Origin of the sequence: Saccharobesus litoralis (assembly GCF_003063625.1) — a bacterium.
In the GTDB taxonomy this organism is placed as follows: Bacteria; Pseudomonadota; Gammaproteobacteria; order Enterobacterales; family Alteromonadaceae; genus Saccharobesus; species Saccharobesus litoralis.
This window is the reverse complement of sequence record NZ_CP026604.1, coordinates 2,035,935-2,052,618: the sequence shown is the minus strand read 5'-3', so window position 1 is coordinate 2,052,618 and position 16,684 is coordinate 2,035,935. Positions and strand designations below refer to the sequence as shown.

The 16,684-nt window shown below is 41.1% G+C and carries 10 protein-coding genes; 3 read left to right on the top strand and 7 right to left on the bottom strand.

Annotation, left to right across the window (positions count from 1 at the left end; all coding sequences use genetic code 11):
* Nucleotides 1–23: 23 nt before the first annotated feature.
* Together C2869_RS07240 and C2869_RS07235 are read right to left on the bottom strand one after the other, a co-directional pair.
* Nucleotides 24–2,387, bottom strand: a complete 2,364-nt coding sequence (locus tag C2869_RS07240) for a beta-galactosidase (protein WP_199915667.1) — start codon at nucleotides 2,385–2,387, stop codon at nucleotides 24–26.
* A gap of 462 nt (nucleotides 2,388–2,849) precedes the next feature.
* Nucleotides 2,850–3,863 carry a LamG domain-containing protein gene (locus C2869_RS07235; RefSeq protein ID WP_228710796.1) on the bottom strand — a complete coding sequence of 338 codons (1,014 nt, stop codon included), beginning with the start codon at nucleotides 3,861–3,863 and terminating at the stop codon, nucleotides 2,850–2,852.
* A gap of 191 nt (nucleotides 3,864–4,054) precedes the next feature.
* Between C2869_RS07235 and C2869_RS07230 the strand changes: the two genes are divergently transcribed.
* Nucleotides 4,055–4,972 (top strand): family 16 glycosylhydrolase, encoded by a 918-nt coding sequence (locus C2869_RS07230; protein WP_108602311.1) that lies wholly within the window; start codon nucleotides 4,055–4,057, stop codon nucleotides 4,970–4,972.
* Nucleotides 4,973–5,089: 117 nt separating this feature from the next.
* Here the strand turns inward: C2869_RS07230 and C2869_RS07225 are convergent, their stop codons facing one another.
* The 3 genes from C2869_RS07225 to C2869_RS07210 all read right to left on the bottom strand — a co-directional run bounded on the left by C2869_RS07225 (nucleotide 5,090) and on the right by C2869_RS07210 (nucleotide 10,195).
* Nucleotides 5,090–5,851, bottom strand: coding sequence for a LytR/AlgR family response regulator transcription factor (locus tag C2869_RS07225; protein ID WP_108602310.1), 762 nt, complete (start codon nucleotides 5,849–5,851; stop codon nucleotides 5,090–5,092).
* Between the two features lie 10 nt (nucleotides 5,852–5,861).
* Nucleotides 5,862–6,968 (bottom strand): sensor histidine kinase, encoded by a 1,107-nt coding sequence (locus C2869_RS07220; protein ID WP_159084079.1) that lies wholly within the window; start codon nucleotides 6,966–6,968, stop codon nucleotides 5,862–5,864.
* Nucleotides 6,969–8,275: 1,307 nt separating this feature from the next.
* On the bottom strand, nucleotides 8,276–10,195 hold the full coding sequence (locus C2869_RS07210) for a serine hydrolase domain-containing protein (protein ID WP_108602307.1): 1,920 nt from the start codon (nucleotides 10,193–10,195) through the stop codon (nucleotides 8,276–8,278).
* A 155-nt stretch (nucleotides 10,196–10,350) separates the two neighbouring features.
* Here C2869_RS07210 and C2869_RS07205 point away from each other — a divergent pair, with 155 nt between their 5' ends.
* Nucleotides 10,351–11,115, top strand: a complete 765-nt coding sequence (locus tag C2869_RS07205) for an NUDIX domain-containing protein (protein WP_108602306.1) — start codon at nucleotides 10,351–10,353, stop codon at nucleotides 11,113–11,115.
* 373 nt (nucleotides 11,116–11,488) lie between these two features.
* Here the strand turns inward: C2869_RS07205 and hmpA are convergent, their stop codons facing one another.
* Nucleotides 11,489–12,676 carry an NO-inducible flavohemoprotein gene (gene hmpA / locus C2869_RS07200; RefSeq protein ID WP_108602305.1) on the bottom strand — a complete coding sequence of 396 codons (1,188 nt, stop codon included), beginning with the start codon at nucleotides 12,674–12,676 and terminating at the stop codon, nucleotides 11,489–11,491.
* Between the two features lie 368 nt (nucleotides 12,677–13,044).
* The gene (locus C2869_RS07195) at nucleotides 13,045–14,256 is read right to left on the bottom strand and encodes an NnrS family protein (RefSeq protein WP_108602304.1); all 1,212 of its coding nucleotides are present in this window, start codon (nucleotides 14,254–14,256) and stop codon (nucleotides 13,045–13,047) included.
* A 357-nt stretch (nucleotides 14,257–14,613) separates the two neighbouring features.
* Here C2869_RS07195 and norR point away from each other — a divergent pair, with 357 nt between their 5' ends.
* Entirely contained in the window at nucleotides 14,614–16,209 is a 1,596-nt protein-coding gene (norR, locus tag C2869_RS07190) for a nitric oxide reductase transcriptional regulator NorR (RefSeq protein ID WP_108602303.1), read from the top strand.
* Nucleotides 16,210–16,684 lie beyond the last annotated feature (475 nt).

Here is a 16,684-nt window from a genome sequence, read left to right as displayed (position 1 = left end):
GCTTAAGCCTCGCCACTTCAACCTTACTTAGCCACCAAATGGCCATATTTATTGGGGTAAATATCTCGCATTATGCTCTTGGTAGCCTCAACTATTTCTTGGTATGGCGTGTCAGTAACGCTAACAAAACCAACATTGTAGTTTTCGCCATCATAGGCGCGCCCCGTCAGTGGTGAATCTGTGTATTGAAACCAGTGTGCGCCAACAAAATAATCATTTGGGATCACAGTGTTCATGTAATCGCTGTACATGTTTGCTCTGTCTTGTTGGCTTTGCGCATGGACTAAGCCGGGATTTAACAGGCCTGTATCAGTTGCGCCAACATGGAACTCACCAATGATGCTAGGCATGTCTACGTCTTTAAGAAATTGCCAATGCTTAGCATGCAAGCCTTCTTTATAAAAGTTGTAGCTCATGACATCGACATGTTTGGCAGCCGCGCTAACTATTTCAGGTGTCATTCCCCAATCAGCAAAGCGCGCGCCCATATAAAGATGATTAGGCAGTTTTTTCTTAACCTCTTGCTTTACAATTTTAAAATACTCGGCGGCGTAGGTTTCTAGCAGCAAGGCAAAGTCTTGTAACTGCGCAGGGGTAAAATCTTGCGTAGCGATGCCAGCATCAAACGCTTGCCATGAGGTAATGGGTTGTTGCCACGCTTCACTTAATTGACGAATATCGCCATATTTATCTTTCATCAACTGACTAAATACCGCTTTCGTTGGGCTATCTTGACTGGATCGACCCAGCGTATGAATAACCACACCATAACGACCTTCATGGCTACCTGTCATACCCCAGCTTTTTTCATTGTCGATAAATATGCCAATGCACCATGGGTTTTGCTTAACCTCATCGGCAATTACCGCCACGGTGGCCGCTGCGCGTTCACGAAATACAGGGTCAAAAGGATCCGGCAATGGCGACCAATAATCGGCACCTGAACTGACTTTTTTGAAATCACCTATGATCCAACCATTAGCAAAATAGGCAAAGCGATCAAGATGATAAAACATAGGATCGATCCAATTACCAAATGAGGTAAAACCCCAATTGATCATGCGATCAACGGTGACATCTCGCCATTGTTCAATAAAATTATCACCATATTTACGCTGCAAATTAGCTTGATAAAAACTGTAAGTTTCACCTTTATCTAATGCACCGCTATGCACTTCACGTCGATAACCATAATGACGTGCTAACGGATCATCGTAAGACGGCAACCAACTAAACATGTCGCGTCGCAGCGCTGAACTCACATAAGCACTCTGCTGAGCTTCAACACTCACGCCATTTAATCCTTTTGAATCTTCAGGTGTTACATCATCCGCTGCGCGCGCCACAATACCGCGTTTAAAATCGACTCCGGTCATGGTAGACGTATTCGCCATGCGAACGTTGGCAATTCCGTGAGAGAAAAACAAATACCCTTCGGGATCGACCAAGGTCCATGTATCACCTATTTTTTCGGTACGGAAAAAACCTGTTGCTTGTAATTTAGGGCCTGTTTTCCAGCCACCGAATTTAGATCTGTCTGGCATTAACTGGCCATCTAAACTGGCGAGCTCTTGCTGTGACACTTGGTTTAATTCAGCTAACGAATCAATTTTTTGCTTAAAGTCAGTGCGGGTACTTTGACCAAATTCATCTACTAAATTAGCTAAGTAATTGCCATCGACTGGCGGGTTTTTAATCAAACGTAGGTTGTCAATAATTAAAGGCTTGTCGTTTAACAAACTCGTAACGCTTAATTTAACGGCGCTAATCGCACTTACGTCTAATTGCTTAGTACCCCAGCGCCATATAAATTGCTGATCATCTGATTGCCATGAAGGTGGATTAGAGCGGATACCGGTTTCTAAGGTTAAATCATGCCCTTTTAGCTCTATGTAATAAGTATTACTGGAACGTTTAGGAATAACGACACTACGGGTATGGGTTTGGCCTTTTTTGTCAAACACTTGACCAAAAATATGCGTTGACTCATCTAACGGATTACTAATATCCATCGCTAAACTAAAATCGCCTAACTCACTCCAATCCCACGGCGTTTTAGGTTTAAAGCTGATTGACGATTTATAGTTTTCTTTGGCTAAAAACTGAATAGAAAGCGCTTGATTGCCACTGGTCACACCGGCTTGATTTTGCGTTTTGTGTATCGGTTTAGCTAAACCATTTTCAACCACGACAACATCAGGCAAAGAGGATGATTCAAAATCAAGCAAGGTCAAAACCTGATTATCCGCATTATTAGTTTTAGCGTTCGAATTTAAATTTTCGCCCTTTGCTGTTGCCTGGTCGTTTTTAACCGTTGACTGTTCCGGCACACAACCCACGGTTAGGCTGCTAGCCATTAATAGTGCAATCACACCTTGTTGTTTCATCAAGTGCTACTCCGACTTTTAGAAATTAATACTGATTGTGTGTTGTTTATCGTTACATCTGGTTAACAATATACAGGTTATTTACACACAAACAATAATAAATTACACATAATTTGAATTTTTAGCTTATTTATTGAACATAAATAGGTTTTTACTTAGGTCGGATATTGAGTTTAGATTGCAGAGAAAACCTCGCCATTACTGGCCTGTAGAGGAAAACATGAGGTGTGAAAGATCGAGGATAATAAACAGCAGTTAAAAATTAGATAAAAAATTGTCAAAAACTAATAGCGGAAAAATGATTTAGGCTCGTCTTACTAAACGAGCCGCACTTGTGTGCGAGCTTGTCTTTATCGTGTGTGTTGTTTGTGGGATTAACCAACCTTTCCTCAAGTTAATGAAGTTTGGTTAATCCCATTTTTCTATTTTCGAACGTGGATAAAACTATCTAAACAAAAAAGATTACTCAGCCACCAAACGCCAGGTTCTGACCCAGTCTATTTTCATGGTGTTACGAGTTTCATCTTTAAGATCGGCTTTAGCAGGTAAACCACCTACCCAAGATGAGTCTTGTGTCCAAAGATCCCAAATCAAGTGCTGTTCTAAAGTGAAAGGTTGTTTGGTTTTAATACTGCCAGCAGGTTCGCCATTTAAGTAAAATTGTACGTTGTGCTCATCTTTCCACCACGCGCCGTACACATGATACGCTTCGTTCCATTTAACCCCTTTCAACTTGTTACCATCGGATAAATTGCGATTATCAAAATTGCCTTTATTACGCTCAGTTACGCCATTTTTCACCACAAAATATTGCGAGTGCATTTGCCATGGGTAATCTGGGTTATTGTAATCAGTAGATGGGTTAGAGTTATTCTCGATAATATCGATCTCGTCTCTGTCATCAATATTACCGTTATTCAACCAAAAGGTGTTATAGGCTGAAATGTGTGCGGTTTTTATGCGACTTTCTGTATACATAGGGAATTTAATTTTAGCGCGCGAGCGCACGCGTGACGTTTCAAACCATTGGTCTGTGCCACTATCATCAAGCGTGGCTTTTATCCACAAATTACCATCGCTTACCCCTGAATTTTTATTAAGCATATTGACTGGAGTATTGCCGTAATTCCAGTTGGTTTTAACCCACTTATTATTATCCCAAGCGGTAAATTCATCTGATAATTCGTCGACTTTTTGCCACTTCATACCTGTAGGCGTGGTGTCATTAAAAGAAGTAAAACTCGGGTTGCTGGCATTTGCAGCATCAACATCAATAAATACCGCTTGAGGCTCTTCGTCTTTTTGTTCTTCTTTATCTTCCGGCTCTTTTTGCTCAGGTTCTTGCTCTTTCTGCTGATTACCGTTGGCGGTATCGACAATAGGTGGGGATTCTGAACCGCCACCACCGCATGCTGTTAAAGATAAGCCTAAAGCCAAAAGTAAAGCCCAATAGCACCGCTCATTGTTAACTATCATATGTATACCAAAATATCTAAAAGACTTAACAATATATTAATAAATGGCTTTTGCAAGTGTTGGCCAAGCAAAACTGACAAAACCATGCTTTTAACGGCATCAAAATCAACTTATCCAGATTAAAATCTTGACAGATATTGTAAATTGCGTATTGTTAACATGAAATCAAAAACAAATAATAATTTTTATATATGACATTAAATAACACATTACTGAGTGGAGTAGCTGCGTCAACTTTGCTGCTGTCAGGCTGCTTTACTACAACAAATGATAGTACGAAAAATACCGAGTCAAAACCGGATTGGCATTCTGAGCCTATTCCGGCTACTTTAGATAAAAACCAATCTTGGCAATTGATAGAGGAATTTTCGGATAGCTTTAATTATCAAGGAAAATCAGCCGAATTCACGCAAAACTGGCAAGACAAATATATGAGTGGTTGGCGTGGTCCTGGCTTAACCGAATGGAGTACTAATAACTCAAATATTGCTAACGGTAATTTAGTCCTTAGCGCGTCGCGTAAACCCAACTCTAATCGAGTTAATACTGGCATTGTGACATCTAAGCAACCAGTTACCTATCCGGTGTTTATCGAAGCAAAAATAAAAGTCGCGAATCAAGTATTATCATCAAATATTTGGTTGCTCAGTAATGACAGCAAACGGGAAATGGATATATTAGAAATATATGGCAGTGATCGCCCTGATCACGAGTATTTCGCCTTGCGAGCGTCAACGAACTACCACGTATTTATTCGTGATCCTGAAACTAACGACATCATTAAAGATTTACACACGCCGAAAAAATTTACCCTACCCAATAACGAACCTTATCGCTTGGATTACCATACGTTTGGCGCATATTGGCGTGACGCTTGGACAGTGGATTTTTATATCGATGGCAAATTAGTTCGTGAATTACGTCGCAAAGATATTAATGACCCTGAAAACTTAGGCTTAGATCGCCCTATGCACATTATTTTTGATATAGAAGATCATGATTGGCGTTCGAAAAAAGGCCATGTCGCAACAGATGAAGAATTAGCCGACGAGACTAAAAATAAAATGTATGTTGATTGGGTAAGAGTGTACAAACCTGTAGATGTTTAACCTAAATGAGTACAAATAATCAGTATTGAAGCTAGCCTTGGCATACGCAGAGTATATGCCCTGTGTATGCTCAGTATACGTAAAGGTTAGCTGTACACTTTGGCTACATATAGCCGTTTACAAGCTTAATAATTCTTTCATTTTACTGGCGTTGCGACGCGACACGTCTATCAACCTGCCCCCTTGTAATTTTACATCATAGCCATCGGTTAAATTCTCATTTATCTGGCTAACAAAATTGAGGTTAATAATATACTGGCGATTGGCACGAAAAAAACAACGAGCGGGTAACCTAGATTCCACCTGACTAAGCGACTTTTTAATAAACGCATTGTGCCCGCCAAAAAACACCCTGACATAGTTTTTACAACTTTCTATGTATTCTATTTCCCTTAAACTGATCAGATGACATTCATCACCGTCTTTAACGAAAATTTTACTGTCCAAACTCAATTTTTCTTCTACTTCACTTGCCACTGCATCACTAACAACGACATCGCTAGCTATTTGAGAATCATTGCTTGCTGTCGGTTCAGCTTTAAGTAATTTGTTGATTGCGGTTGCCAAACGGGCTTTACTGATGGGTTTTAACAGATAGTCAATGGTATTGTATTCAAAAGACTGGATAGCATATTCAGAATAAGCCGTAGTAAAAATAACTTTAGGTTGATAGGCCAACTGACCTAGCAAATCAAAACCATTTTCTTCTGGCATGTGAATATCAAGAAATAGCAACTCAACATCGGTTTGCTGAATAATTTGCAACGCCTCTGCAACATTAGCCGCCGTGCCAATCACTTCCACTTCTGAGTGATTAGCTAACATTCTTGCCAGCCCTTCGCGAGCTAAACGAGAGTCTTCAACAATTAACGCTTTCATTATCATGTCCCTATTTTTCTGCGGGTAAAGTCAACCGAGCCGTAAATTGATTATCTTGTAATTGTGTCATTAGCTCAGCGTTATCAGCATACAGCAGTTTTAAACGCTGGCGAATATTGGCCAAGCCAGTGCCTGTTGACTCTATGTTATTGGTATGTGGCAATACAGGGTTAACCACTTGGATAAATATTTGATTTTCGACAAGGCTAATATCGACATTAAGAGTAGACGCCTGCCGAATGTTGTCGACCCCATGTTTAATGGCATTTTCGACCAGTAATTGTAACGTCATGGGTGGCAATACGTACTCATCCACCCCATGTCCATTGGGTTTAGTTAATTGAAAATCCAACCTGTGTTCTAATTGCACGCTGACTATCTCAATATAACGCTGAACTATCTCTAGCTCTTGCGCCAATTTGACTTTTTCTTGTTTTCCTTGAGTCAGTGAATAACGCAATATTTCCGAAAATGCAGTAACCATATCATCAGCTTGGTCTGGATTTTCGTGAATTAAAAAACGAATATTATTTAAACTGTTAAACAGGAAATGAGGATTAAGTTGATTAGATAGGCTGATTAATTGCGCCTCTTTTAAACTGTTTTCTAAACGCAGTACATCCAGCTCGGCTTGTCTGGCGCGGCGGCTATAACTGACACCAATGTACATATAACCCCATAAGCCACAGATAAACGCTTGAGCAATGACATTCGATACAAAAAACTGCAGAAAGCCTTGCATCGGACTACTAAAGCCTGCCATTTTGCCGATTTTTTCATTAAACAAATCATGCCAATAAAAAGGCAGTGTCGTAATAGACAGTAACAAAACAACAATAATCGACATAATAAAAGCACTGAGTAAAACTAAACCCATTTGCTTACCCATAGCTAACTCATGCCAACGTCGTGTTTTATATACCCAGCGAAATAACAGCACGGTGAAAGTAAAAATGGGCACCATGATAGCGGTCGCCAACATGTTGTAGCCGAAGAACATTTCACGCAGGTAAAAATTAACCGATTGAAACAGCGTAAATAAGCCATAAGCCGCAAAATGATATAGCCAAAAAAGCTTTTCTTGCGGGAAAAATTGCAGTGCTATTTTGTTATTCATTTTGTTTATCATCTTTTTACTTTTAGTCCTTGTAGCCTGCTTGTTTAAAAATGCGAAGGTCTTTTACTCATTTTGCTTGATTGTATGCCTTAAGCTAACCTCGATTAAAACGACAGTGCCCTTAGGTACAAGTTTGATTAAAGGGCGACGAAGCCAAATGTTCAGTTGAATTTCTTGATAGGGGTAGGGACTTTCGCCCCTCCCTCCGAACCGCACGTGCGGTTCTCCCGCATACGGCTCTCCAGTCGGTCGTTTCCACATCGGGACTAGCTTACGCCATCACGGCATCAAGTCAGTGAAATGCGTGATATTGCTCAGATAACTTACCAAAATCTTTAGCGCAGCCGCCCACGCCGCTAGCATATGTTTGATATCTATATGACAAGTGCAAATACTCTCACGAGTATTCACTTTCCTTATCTTCTAACCAAATCGGTAATATGTAAGGTCAACATCTCTGTTGTTCGCCTTTACAATACCAAACATATCTTCCTTCCTACCTTCCTTTCCTAAGCATGGCTTTGCTTACCAAGCTTCTCACGAACATCTCAGACACGCCGTAGGCGAGTTACGACCACTCAAGGGCATAATGCGAGTCATTTCTGACTACGCGGCCATAGCAGCCAAGATGCCGTCACGGTACTATCAAGGTTCTGACCTCTCCCATCGGTCACCTCCAACGGGAGCCATCCCCAGTCCAGATGCTATACCTTCCTACCATTCCATCCTCAACCATCCAATGCCGCCCTTATATCGCTTTAGCCACCAAAACAGCGTATAAGGTGTGTTCCAGACTTCGCCATAACCTAGAAGGCTCGTCGCAACATCAAACCGAATCAGGTTCGTCTCCTACGGACTGGTATTTCGTTTCCAGTTACTCTCCACCCCACTTCACAGTGACGCAGTTACTTTCAACTACAGAGCTTTGGCATACTCTGACATGGACTTACACCATGCTGATTTAGCACCCTGTTGGGCGTACTAGGTTGGCCTTCAGGCCAATATCTATACCTTTGTAACTCGCGTACCCATCGGTCTAAAGACCTACCTATACTGAACAACGTCAACTAATCAAAGTTAATTAAAAAGCTCTAATACCTTAACTCAAAAGTTTTGAACGGTTGAATTTATAACCAATTGCTAAATTGTAGGGTCAATTTCACATCGACAAACCTTGTGTTAGCCGAAATAAATTCGGCCCTACAAATTCAGTCCAACAATGGAACGGATCTTTAATCTCGCACGCTTTTCTACTTAGATTACTAATAAAAACGAGCTCAACCTGTCATAACTTTTGTATCGGAGTACTAAAGTAACCACACTCGCACAAACAAACTATCATAGCTATATAACAACACATTAGCCGCAATATGCATACAACATACTGTCAATGCCCAAGCATAGCCCACTGTCACCTTATTTTTTGGCCAGTTGCGTAGCAACTGCACTATCGCAGCTATAGCGACTAACGGATATAAACTGCTGAATATAAACATGAGTAAGGTTGAAAAACCAATTTGACTAAGTCCATGTACGCCAATTACTGCCGGAATAAATACCGAACCTAGAACACAAGCAACAAACACCAGCGCATTCCAAGTTGGCCATTGACGAATTAACAACTGACTAGCTGATAAATTGCGCTGGCTAATATAGCGCACATACCAAATCAGTCCATAAACAAGATAACCCAAGGCAATAACCACAGTTAAGATCACCAATAATAATTTGCTCCAAACCTGCCATGCCGTTTGTTGTATAAACAAATTACTACCGACTTGAATGGCTTCACCCACTTGTGGATCAATAACTTTTGCGACAGCAGGTAAGCCAACCCAAGCATCGGTTAACACAGTACTCTTGCTATTTGCCGAGCCGGAATCTAACCAAATGGCCGAACTTAGCCAACCGCCCAACAATGGCTTGCTACGGAACTTGTTATTCTCAACCGAAAATTGATGTACGCCAAATACATCTGACATAAACGCTGAATGCTCATTACGATAGTTAATTTTTTTATAGTAGCCATTGAGATCAGCAAAGGTTTGAGGCAAAGCCATGTTGTTTTGCTTAACGACTTTTTGATCTCGCGCCAAATATTGTTTTATTTTTTGCGCAATCTGCCAATTAGCAGGGGTTTGCCCTGTGGTTAATACAACAAAGCCACTTTGTAGTTGCGGTGAATAAGCCAACTCTGCAAATGCCCCTGTCACTGCACCATTATGCCCATGAAACGCGATACGTTTAATACCCGACGAGTAGTTAGCTAAACCGTATCCATGAGTTATCCCTAATTCAGCGCCTAAGTTGCTTTTTGGTGTTTCCATACGCTTGATACTGGCAGGCGACAATAACGCTTGACCGTTAACAGCACCGCGATTAATAAAAAATTGGATCAAGTTTGTCATATCTTGAGCTGTACTGTTAATAGAGCCAGCGGGGCGATAGGCAATATGCCAATAAGGTTCTTCCCCTTTAGGAGTGTAAGCCGTGGCCATGGTTTTAGTTGGCTGCGTGGCTGCAAAGTATGTGGCACTGTGCATACCCAAGGGCCTAAACCAATGGCCCGCAACATAGTCTTCAAATAATTGCCCAGTGACTTTTTCGACAATCAAAGCGGCAATAGCAGAACCAACATTGCTATAAGCGTGGCGTGTTCCTGGCTGCCAGCGAGAAGTGCGGGTTTCTGGGTAGCGCATTAACACTTCGGCTAATACGGCATCTTTGCCATCCATTGCGTATTCAGCCAATGTAATATCGGGCCAGCCTGTTGTGTGCTCAAGTAAATGGACTAATCTAATCGGATGTTTATCTTCCCATTGATTAGTAAATACAATCTCGGGCGCTAAATCTGCCAGTTTGTCTTGTAAATTGAGTTGCCCTTGTTCAACCAACTTCATAACTGACAAGGCCACAAACATTTTTGAAACTGAGCCTATACGAAATAGAGTATCGTTAGTTGCAGCAATATTTTGCGCTTTGTTGGCATAACCGTAAGTTTGTACCCACACCAATTCACCCTGTTCGATAACGCCTAAACTCACGGCTGGCGCTTGGCTTTGCTCAACAAGGTTATTCACGGCAACCTTTAATGCATCGATGTTTTCTGGTGGTTTTTGTTCGGCATTTACGCCCGTACTGAAAACGATTACGGTAGCTATCGCTATGATCAATTGCTTTAACGCGCGGCTTTTAAGCACTGTTTGTAAAAGTGATAGAGCTTGCATGTTTCTGTCCTTAGTTTCTCATTAAACAATGAATGTTTTAACAATGGCTAAACTATGGCAGCAAAATGAGTTGAACAGCGCAAAAAGGTGCCAAGCGGTAAATAATCGGGATAAGTGGTGTCAGGCAACTAAAAATTATAAACTGCTGGGCAAATATGATTTATGGGAACACTCAATTGCTCGACTTTAAGTATGATCCGTTTAATGGTGTTATTATTGATAGCCACCAGCTTCCAAAGGACGTGGATGAATTTACCGAGTCTTTATTAATTTCTTTAGACACCTTTCAACAGCATGGCAAACAATTAGTCTGGCTTACCTTAACCCATGAGCAAGCCCTATTCATTCCAATTTGTACTGAGCAAGGTTTTGTTTTTCATAACTGTTTAGAACAAGAAATCACCTTGATTTTACGTTTACAGCCTAATGCTTACGCGCCATTTGTCCCTACACATTCAATCGGTGCTGGTGCCTTAGTGATTAACGATAACAATCAGATATTGCTAGTTAAAGACTCGGCACAAAAAGTCGGCGGCTTTAAACTACCTGGTGGTCATGTAGAATTGAGTGAAGATATCGCCGAAGCCGCCATGCGAGAAACCGAAGAAGAAACAGGTATTAAAACCGAATTTGAAGCACTCATGGGCTTTGGCACGAAACACCCTTATCGTTTCGGTAAATCGAATATCTATTTTATTTGCAAGCTAAAACCATTAAACAAAGAAATTATTATTAGCCAACCTGATGAAATTCTTGATGCACGATGGTTGGATATCGACAGCTTTTTAGCTGACGAAACCAATAGCGAATTTAACCGCACCATAGTCGCGAAACTCGCTAAAGCCCAAGGTTTAAAACGTTTTGATAAGCCACTTGGCTCGACACCTAGAAATGAGATTTTTTTGGCCGAGCATAAATAAAAGCTAAAGAATAAAGCCAACAAAACCACAGATTTTAGTTTAGAGTCTCTGCAAATATCCAAGATTTTTGTTGTCGGCAAATCTTAATTACCTGCATCCTTGTCTCTTGGTTAGAAAGGTGTGCAGGCTCTGCAAGCATAAATGCTCACCCACAGAAATGAATCATCAATAGATAGTAAGCGCTAACAAACCATAAACCCTACGCAAGAATAAATTTAAAAGCGGCGAACAAAACCGCGAACAAGGTTGCTTATGACCGCCTTTGGCCACAGCAACCCGTCCGCTTAAGTAGGAGCTGGTGGAAGGAAGCTAGTGGAAGAAAACCGGTGAAATATCGGTACTAATACATGGTTCTATTTTCACCGCATCAACCTTATAACCCTTTATGAGGACCAAATACTTCGTAATGAATTTGTGTCTCTGTCACCCCAAGTTCGAGCAATTGGCCTTTAATAAACTGCATAAATGCGACAGGTCCACAGATATAAAAATCGCCATCGGCTAACGGTAGCTGCTCAGCTAACGGCTTTAACTCCATTAAACCATTTATTACACCTTGTGCTTTAGTGCTATTGGTTCGATACCAAGCGAAGTTTTGCCAAGCTTTAGCTTGGGTTAACTCAGCTGTACGCTTAGCAAAAGTATGTTCACTTTTATCTTCACAGGCGTACAAATAGCTAACTGATTGTGGGTAATCTTGTGCGGCTAGTGTTTCTAGCATAGCTTGCATTGGCGTTGCACCAACGCCCGCCGAAATTAAAACAACGGGAGCATTTTTATCGACAAAGAAAAAGTCACCCGCCGGAGGCATCACCTTAACTACATCACCGACATTAACGCAGTCATGTAAATAGTTAGAAATAACCCCTGGATTCTCATTGGCTTCTCGTTTAACTGAAATGCGATAATGATCAGCAGACGGTTTATCTGATAACGAGTATTGACGAATTTCCTTATACTCAGAATCGCTTGGCTCTAGCTGCAAACCTAAATATTGTCCTGCTTGATAACTAACAACTTCACCGCCATCAAGTGGTTTGAGTACAAAACTCGTTACCCATTTTGATTCTGGTATTTTATCAACTACAGTAAAGTCTCGTAAGCCACGCCAGCCACCTTGAGCGGTTTCATTCTGGCTGTATAGTTGTTCTTCTCTATCAATAAATACTTTTGCCAAAAACAGGTATGCTGCTGTCCAAGCATCTTCTAAGGGTTGAGTAAAAGCCTCGCCCAATAAATCGTGTAACGTACCAATAAGGTGCTTGCCAACAATTTCATAATGTTCGGCTTGCACATTGAAACTGGTATGCTTATGCGCAATGCGTTCAACCGCAGCGGTTAACGCCCCTAAATTTTCAATATTTTTAGCATATGCGGCAATCGCTTCAAATAAAGCGGCCTGTTGACCACCTGAGCGTTGATTACTCATATTAAAAATATGCTTAACCTGAGGATCTTGCTCGAACATGCGCTTATAAAAATGCGCGGTTAATGCGGGCCCTGCTTCTTCTAAAATAGGAATAGTACTTTTGATGGTGGCAATATGTTGCTCTGTTAGCATAATAACTCCGTTATATTTTTCTATTATTTAGAAATACGCTCGTAATGCTTCTTTGTCATTGCTCGGGTATTTCAAAAAACAGGCGCCATTGACTGTTAACCAGTCTTATTTTTATCCTGTTTGCGGTTTTACAATTTGATCTTGGTCAGATTTAATCTAGTTTTTGTCTTATTATTGGGTACTTTTCTCTAGTGGTCCTGAATTGATTGTTCCTGAATTAATTGCACCTGAATCTAAATTAAACATAACGACCACTGGGTGCACTGCACGTCCTTGTGCTGCGCTAGCTCTACAGCTTTTATAGCGTTAGTAGAGAGTGGGGGGAGCAATCAATATAAATACTTAAATAACACCTTTTCTACGCTTTTCTAACGAACTCTAGGGCGAGTCAAAATTGGCATGTAGCGCCATAAAAATATACCACTGGCTGTTATCCAACAAGCAACACTAATGTTCCACGCCAATAAGGTATCTAACCAGACAGGCAATACCACTCGGGCCAGTAACGCGACAAATACCAAGCCAAACATAACGCCAACTAAAAGCGGCACCTGCAATACTCGACCTGTATGGCCCAGTGATACCCGTGCCATCATGGCAAATATCATTAAACCGATCGCACCAATAGTAATCACGTGCATCGCACTGCTTAGGGTTAACACTTCTACAAAATAGCTAAGCCCTAACAGAAAAAGGCCAATAGCCATAGAAAGATATGCCAAGTGTAACGACCATAAAAGGGGAACAAATAAGGTTTTAGCTGTTTGCCAATTAAAGGTACGCGCCATGTGCAGTAACGCCGCGATAAGCATCAAGCCATGACTGAATATCGTCAAACTGGCCACAAAATAACTAGCAAAATAGGTTACGACCATTAACAAGCTTGATACCACTACTGCCTGCTCTAACCAATGAATCGGCTGTATGCTGCCAACTTGCGCCCCGCGAGAAGTAAAAAATGGAATAACACGACCACCCACCAAACTCATCATAACCACAAAAAGCAAAACACAAACTCGACCTAAATGTAGAGCTAAAGGTACGTTCGCTTGAATGTCAGCCAATAAAATGGCGTTGTTAACCAACATTAACGCAATTAACAAAGGAACAAACAGATAATTACGACTGTTGCGACTACGCCAAACTAAATTAGCCATTGCCGCAATCACGCCCAACCACCATAGTGTTTGTAACCCTAAAGCGAACGCTAAGCTATCTGGCGTGTTATGCCAAATAAATAGCCTAACTGCCAACCATAAGCCGACTAAGCTGGCTAACGCCCAGCCTTTAATACTTTTTAATCCTGTCCAAGTTTGCACTGCCGTTAATAGAAAGCCCACCGCGACTGTCGCACCAAAGCCAAACAACATTTCGTGCAAGTGCCAAACAACTGGATTTAAGCCCGACAAAGAAAAACCAGCATAGCCATTTAACATTAATATCCAATAACCTAGCGCTGCGATTGAAGACAAAGTACCTAACAAGAAGAACGGCCTAAATGCCAATTCAAACAAAGCTTGTGAACTAAACACTTTGTGGCTAGCGGCTTGGGAATTTATTGGCTCTGATATTTGCAGCATAGTAGCAATAGCTCTCTAAATAAAAACGAATACATTCGATTAACTCATTAGGATAAGAGCAAACGGCATTCCAATATTATTTTTTATATTAATATCAACAAGTTAACTCAATACAATTTTAAAACACCAACTTATCGAGTCATTTAGACTCTAAAATACCAGAGTCTTTTTGACTCATAAGAGTTATATTGATACCGTAACGCTAAACCTCAAAATACATGAATTTAGTCAAAGCGATCGGGTTTTAGGGGCAGGTTTCTAGTTCCAGACGAAACCTAAGTACTTACATCCATGTAAGCAAAGTCGAGAGTAAGCGCTGACAATGAACCATAAAATCTGAGCGGGAAGACTATAGTTATGAACACTGAGCAAATTAATAGCAAAGCTTTACTTGAATTGGCGTTGGATTTAGCTAGCTGCTTAGTCAATCAAGATAGATTTAATCGACTACTTGCAACAGTCAGTAAAACGATTTCTTGCGATGCTGTTGCCATATTAGCTTGTCAGGGCGATACGCTTAAACCGTTAGCAACCATAGGCTTGAGCCGAGATACCTTAGGCCGGCGATTTATTATTCACGAACACCCTAGGTTTACCGAAATTTGCAAACATCGCGAAGCAACCCGTTTTGCGGCCGATAGCCCGCTTCCCGACCCTTATGACGGGCTTTTGTTAAATCGCAAAGGAGAGTTACCAATCCACGCCTGTATGGGGATCCCACTGTATTTTGAAGATCAATTGATTGGACTATTAACCTTAGACAGCCTAACCCCCAAGGTATTCGACAATATTCCTAAGCACACCTTAGATATAGTTGCCGCTATTGCAGCGGCAACATTAAATACCGCGTTAACCTTAGATTTACTCGAACAGCAAGCTACCCATTCTCAACAAGTGGTTGCCGAACTCAGCCAAGCCGCATTACAGCGTGATGGCGGCGAGCTGATTGGTGATAGTCAAGGTATGCGTGATTTACGTAATGAACTGGATATTATTGCGCCTTCTAATTTTACCGTGCTAATTATGGGCGAAACTGGCGTGGGTAAAGAATTAGTCGCCCGCCATGTGCATAAAAAATCATTGCGTGCCCGACAACCTCTGGTTTATGTAAACTGCGCCGCGTTACCTGAAAACCTAATTGAAAGTGAATTATTTGGCCATGTTAAGGGTGCTTTTACAGGAGCTGAATCCGACAGAGCCGGTAAATTTGCACTGGCTCATGAAGGTACAATATTCCTTGACGAGATTGGCGAATTACCCATAGCTGCGCAAAGTAAATTACTCAGAGTATTGCAAAATAATGAAATACAAAAAGTCGGCCAAGACCAAATTACCAGAGTTGATGTCCGTGTTATAGCGGCAACCAATCGCGATTTAAAACAAGAAGTACAACAAGGTCGTTTTCGCGCTGATCTCTATCACAGGCTCAGTGTTTACCCGATCAAAATTCCGGCCTTGCGCGAACGCTTTACTGACATAACCCTACTTGCAGGGTATTTCGCAGAACAAGCGCGACGTAAACTAGGCTTAACACAGGTTAGATTTAGTTCTGATTTATTAGCGCAGTTGAATCAGTACAGTTGGCCAGGTAATGTGCGAGAGCTAGAACATGTTATTGACCGAGCAACCGTTAAAGCCAAAAATCAACAAAACAGCAGCCAAGTCAAACTCGATTTAAGCCATGTGGATGTGGCAAGTGAGCACCTTTCACCGCCAAGCGCCATATCAACGCCAGACAAACCTAACCCATTAGTTAACTTATCAACTCATGTTGCAACTCAACCATTAGGGTTAAAAGAGGCAACAGAATCATTTCAACGCCAAATCATCGTTGAGTCATTACAACAAAATGATTTTAATATGGCAGCAGCGGCTCGCGAATTAAAAACCGACAGAGCTAACTTAAACCGTTTAGCAAAACGCTTAGGGATACGCGTTAAAAAATCATTTTAATCTCCATGTTAACTAACCCTAGCTATGCAGAATTTCAAGTTGTGGCTTCAAACACCCTACAAGTTACAACATAGTAAGCCTTGTTTGGCGAGACTTGGCAGCCCCCCTACTTTGGTACTGGCATGGATAACAAAACTTAAGATTTGTCTGGTACAAAATATAGTAATCTTGCTCTGCTGGGCTGACTGGTTTGCAGGTCCTGCAAGCATAAATGCTCGTCCACTGTTACCCACAACAACCAATAGATTAATTTCATTGCGCTGAATAATGACAAATCGTTTTAATCTCACCTTGTTAACTACACAAGTTAAATATACATAAATGATCATGGTTAAGTTAAAAGCTTGTTACAGCCTCAACAACTGACCGTTAACCATTTAGATGGAGTGAGTTTAATTTTACTTTTCTTGTTCTATTTCTTAAAAAGATATTGTTATAAGCAGTGGTTATGTTAACTTAATTAGCAATACTGTTT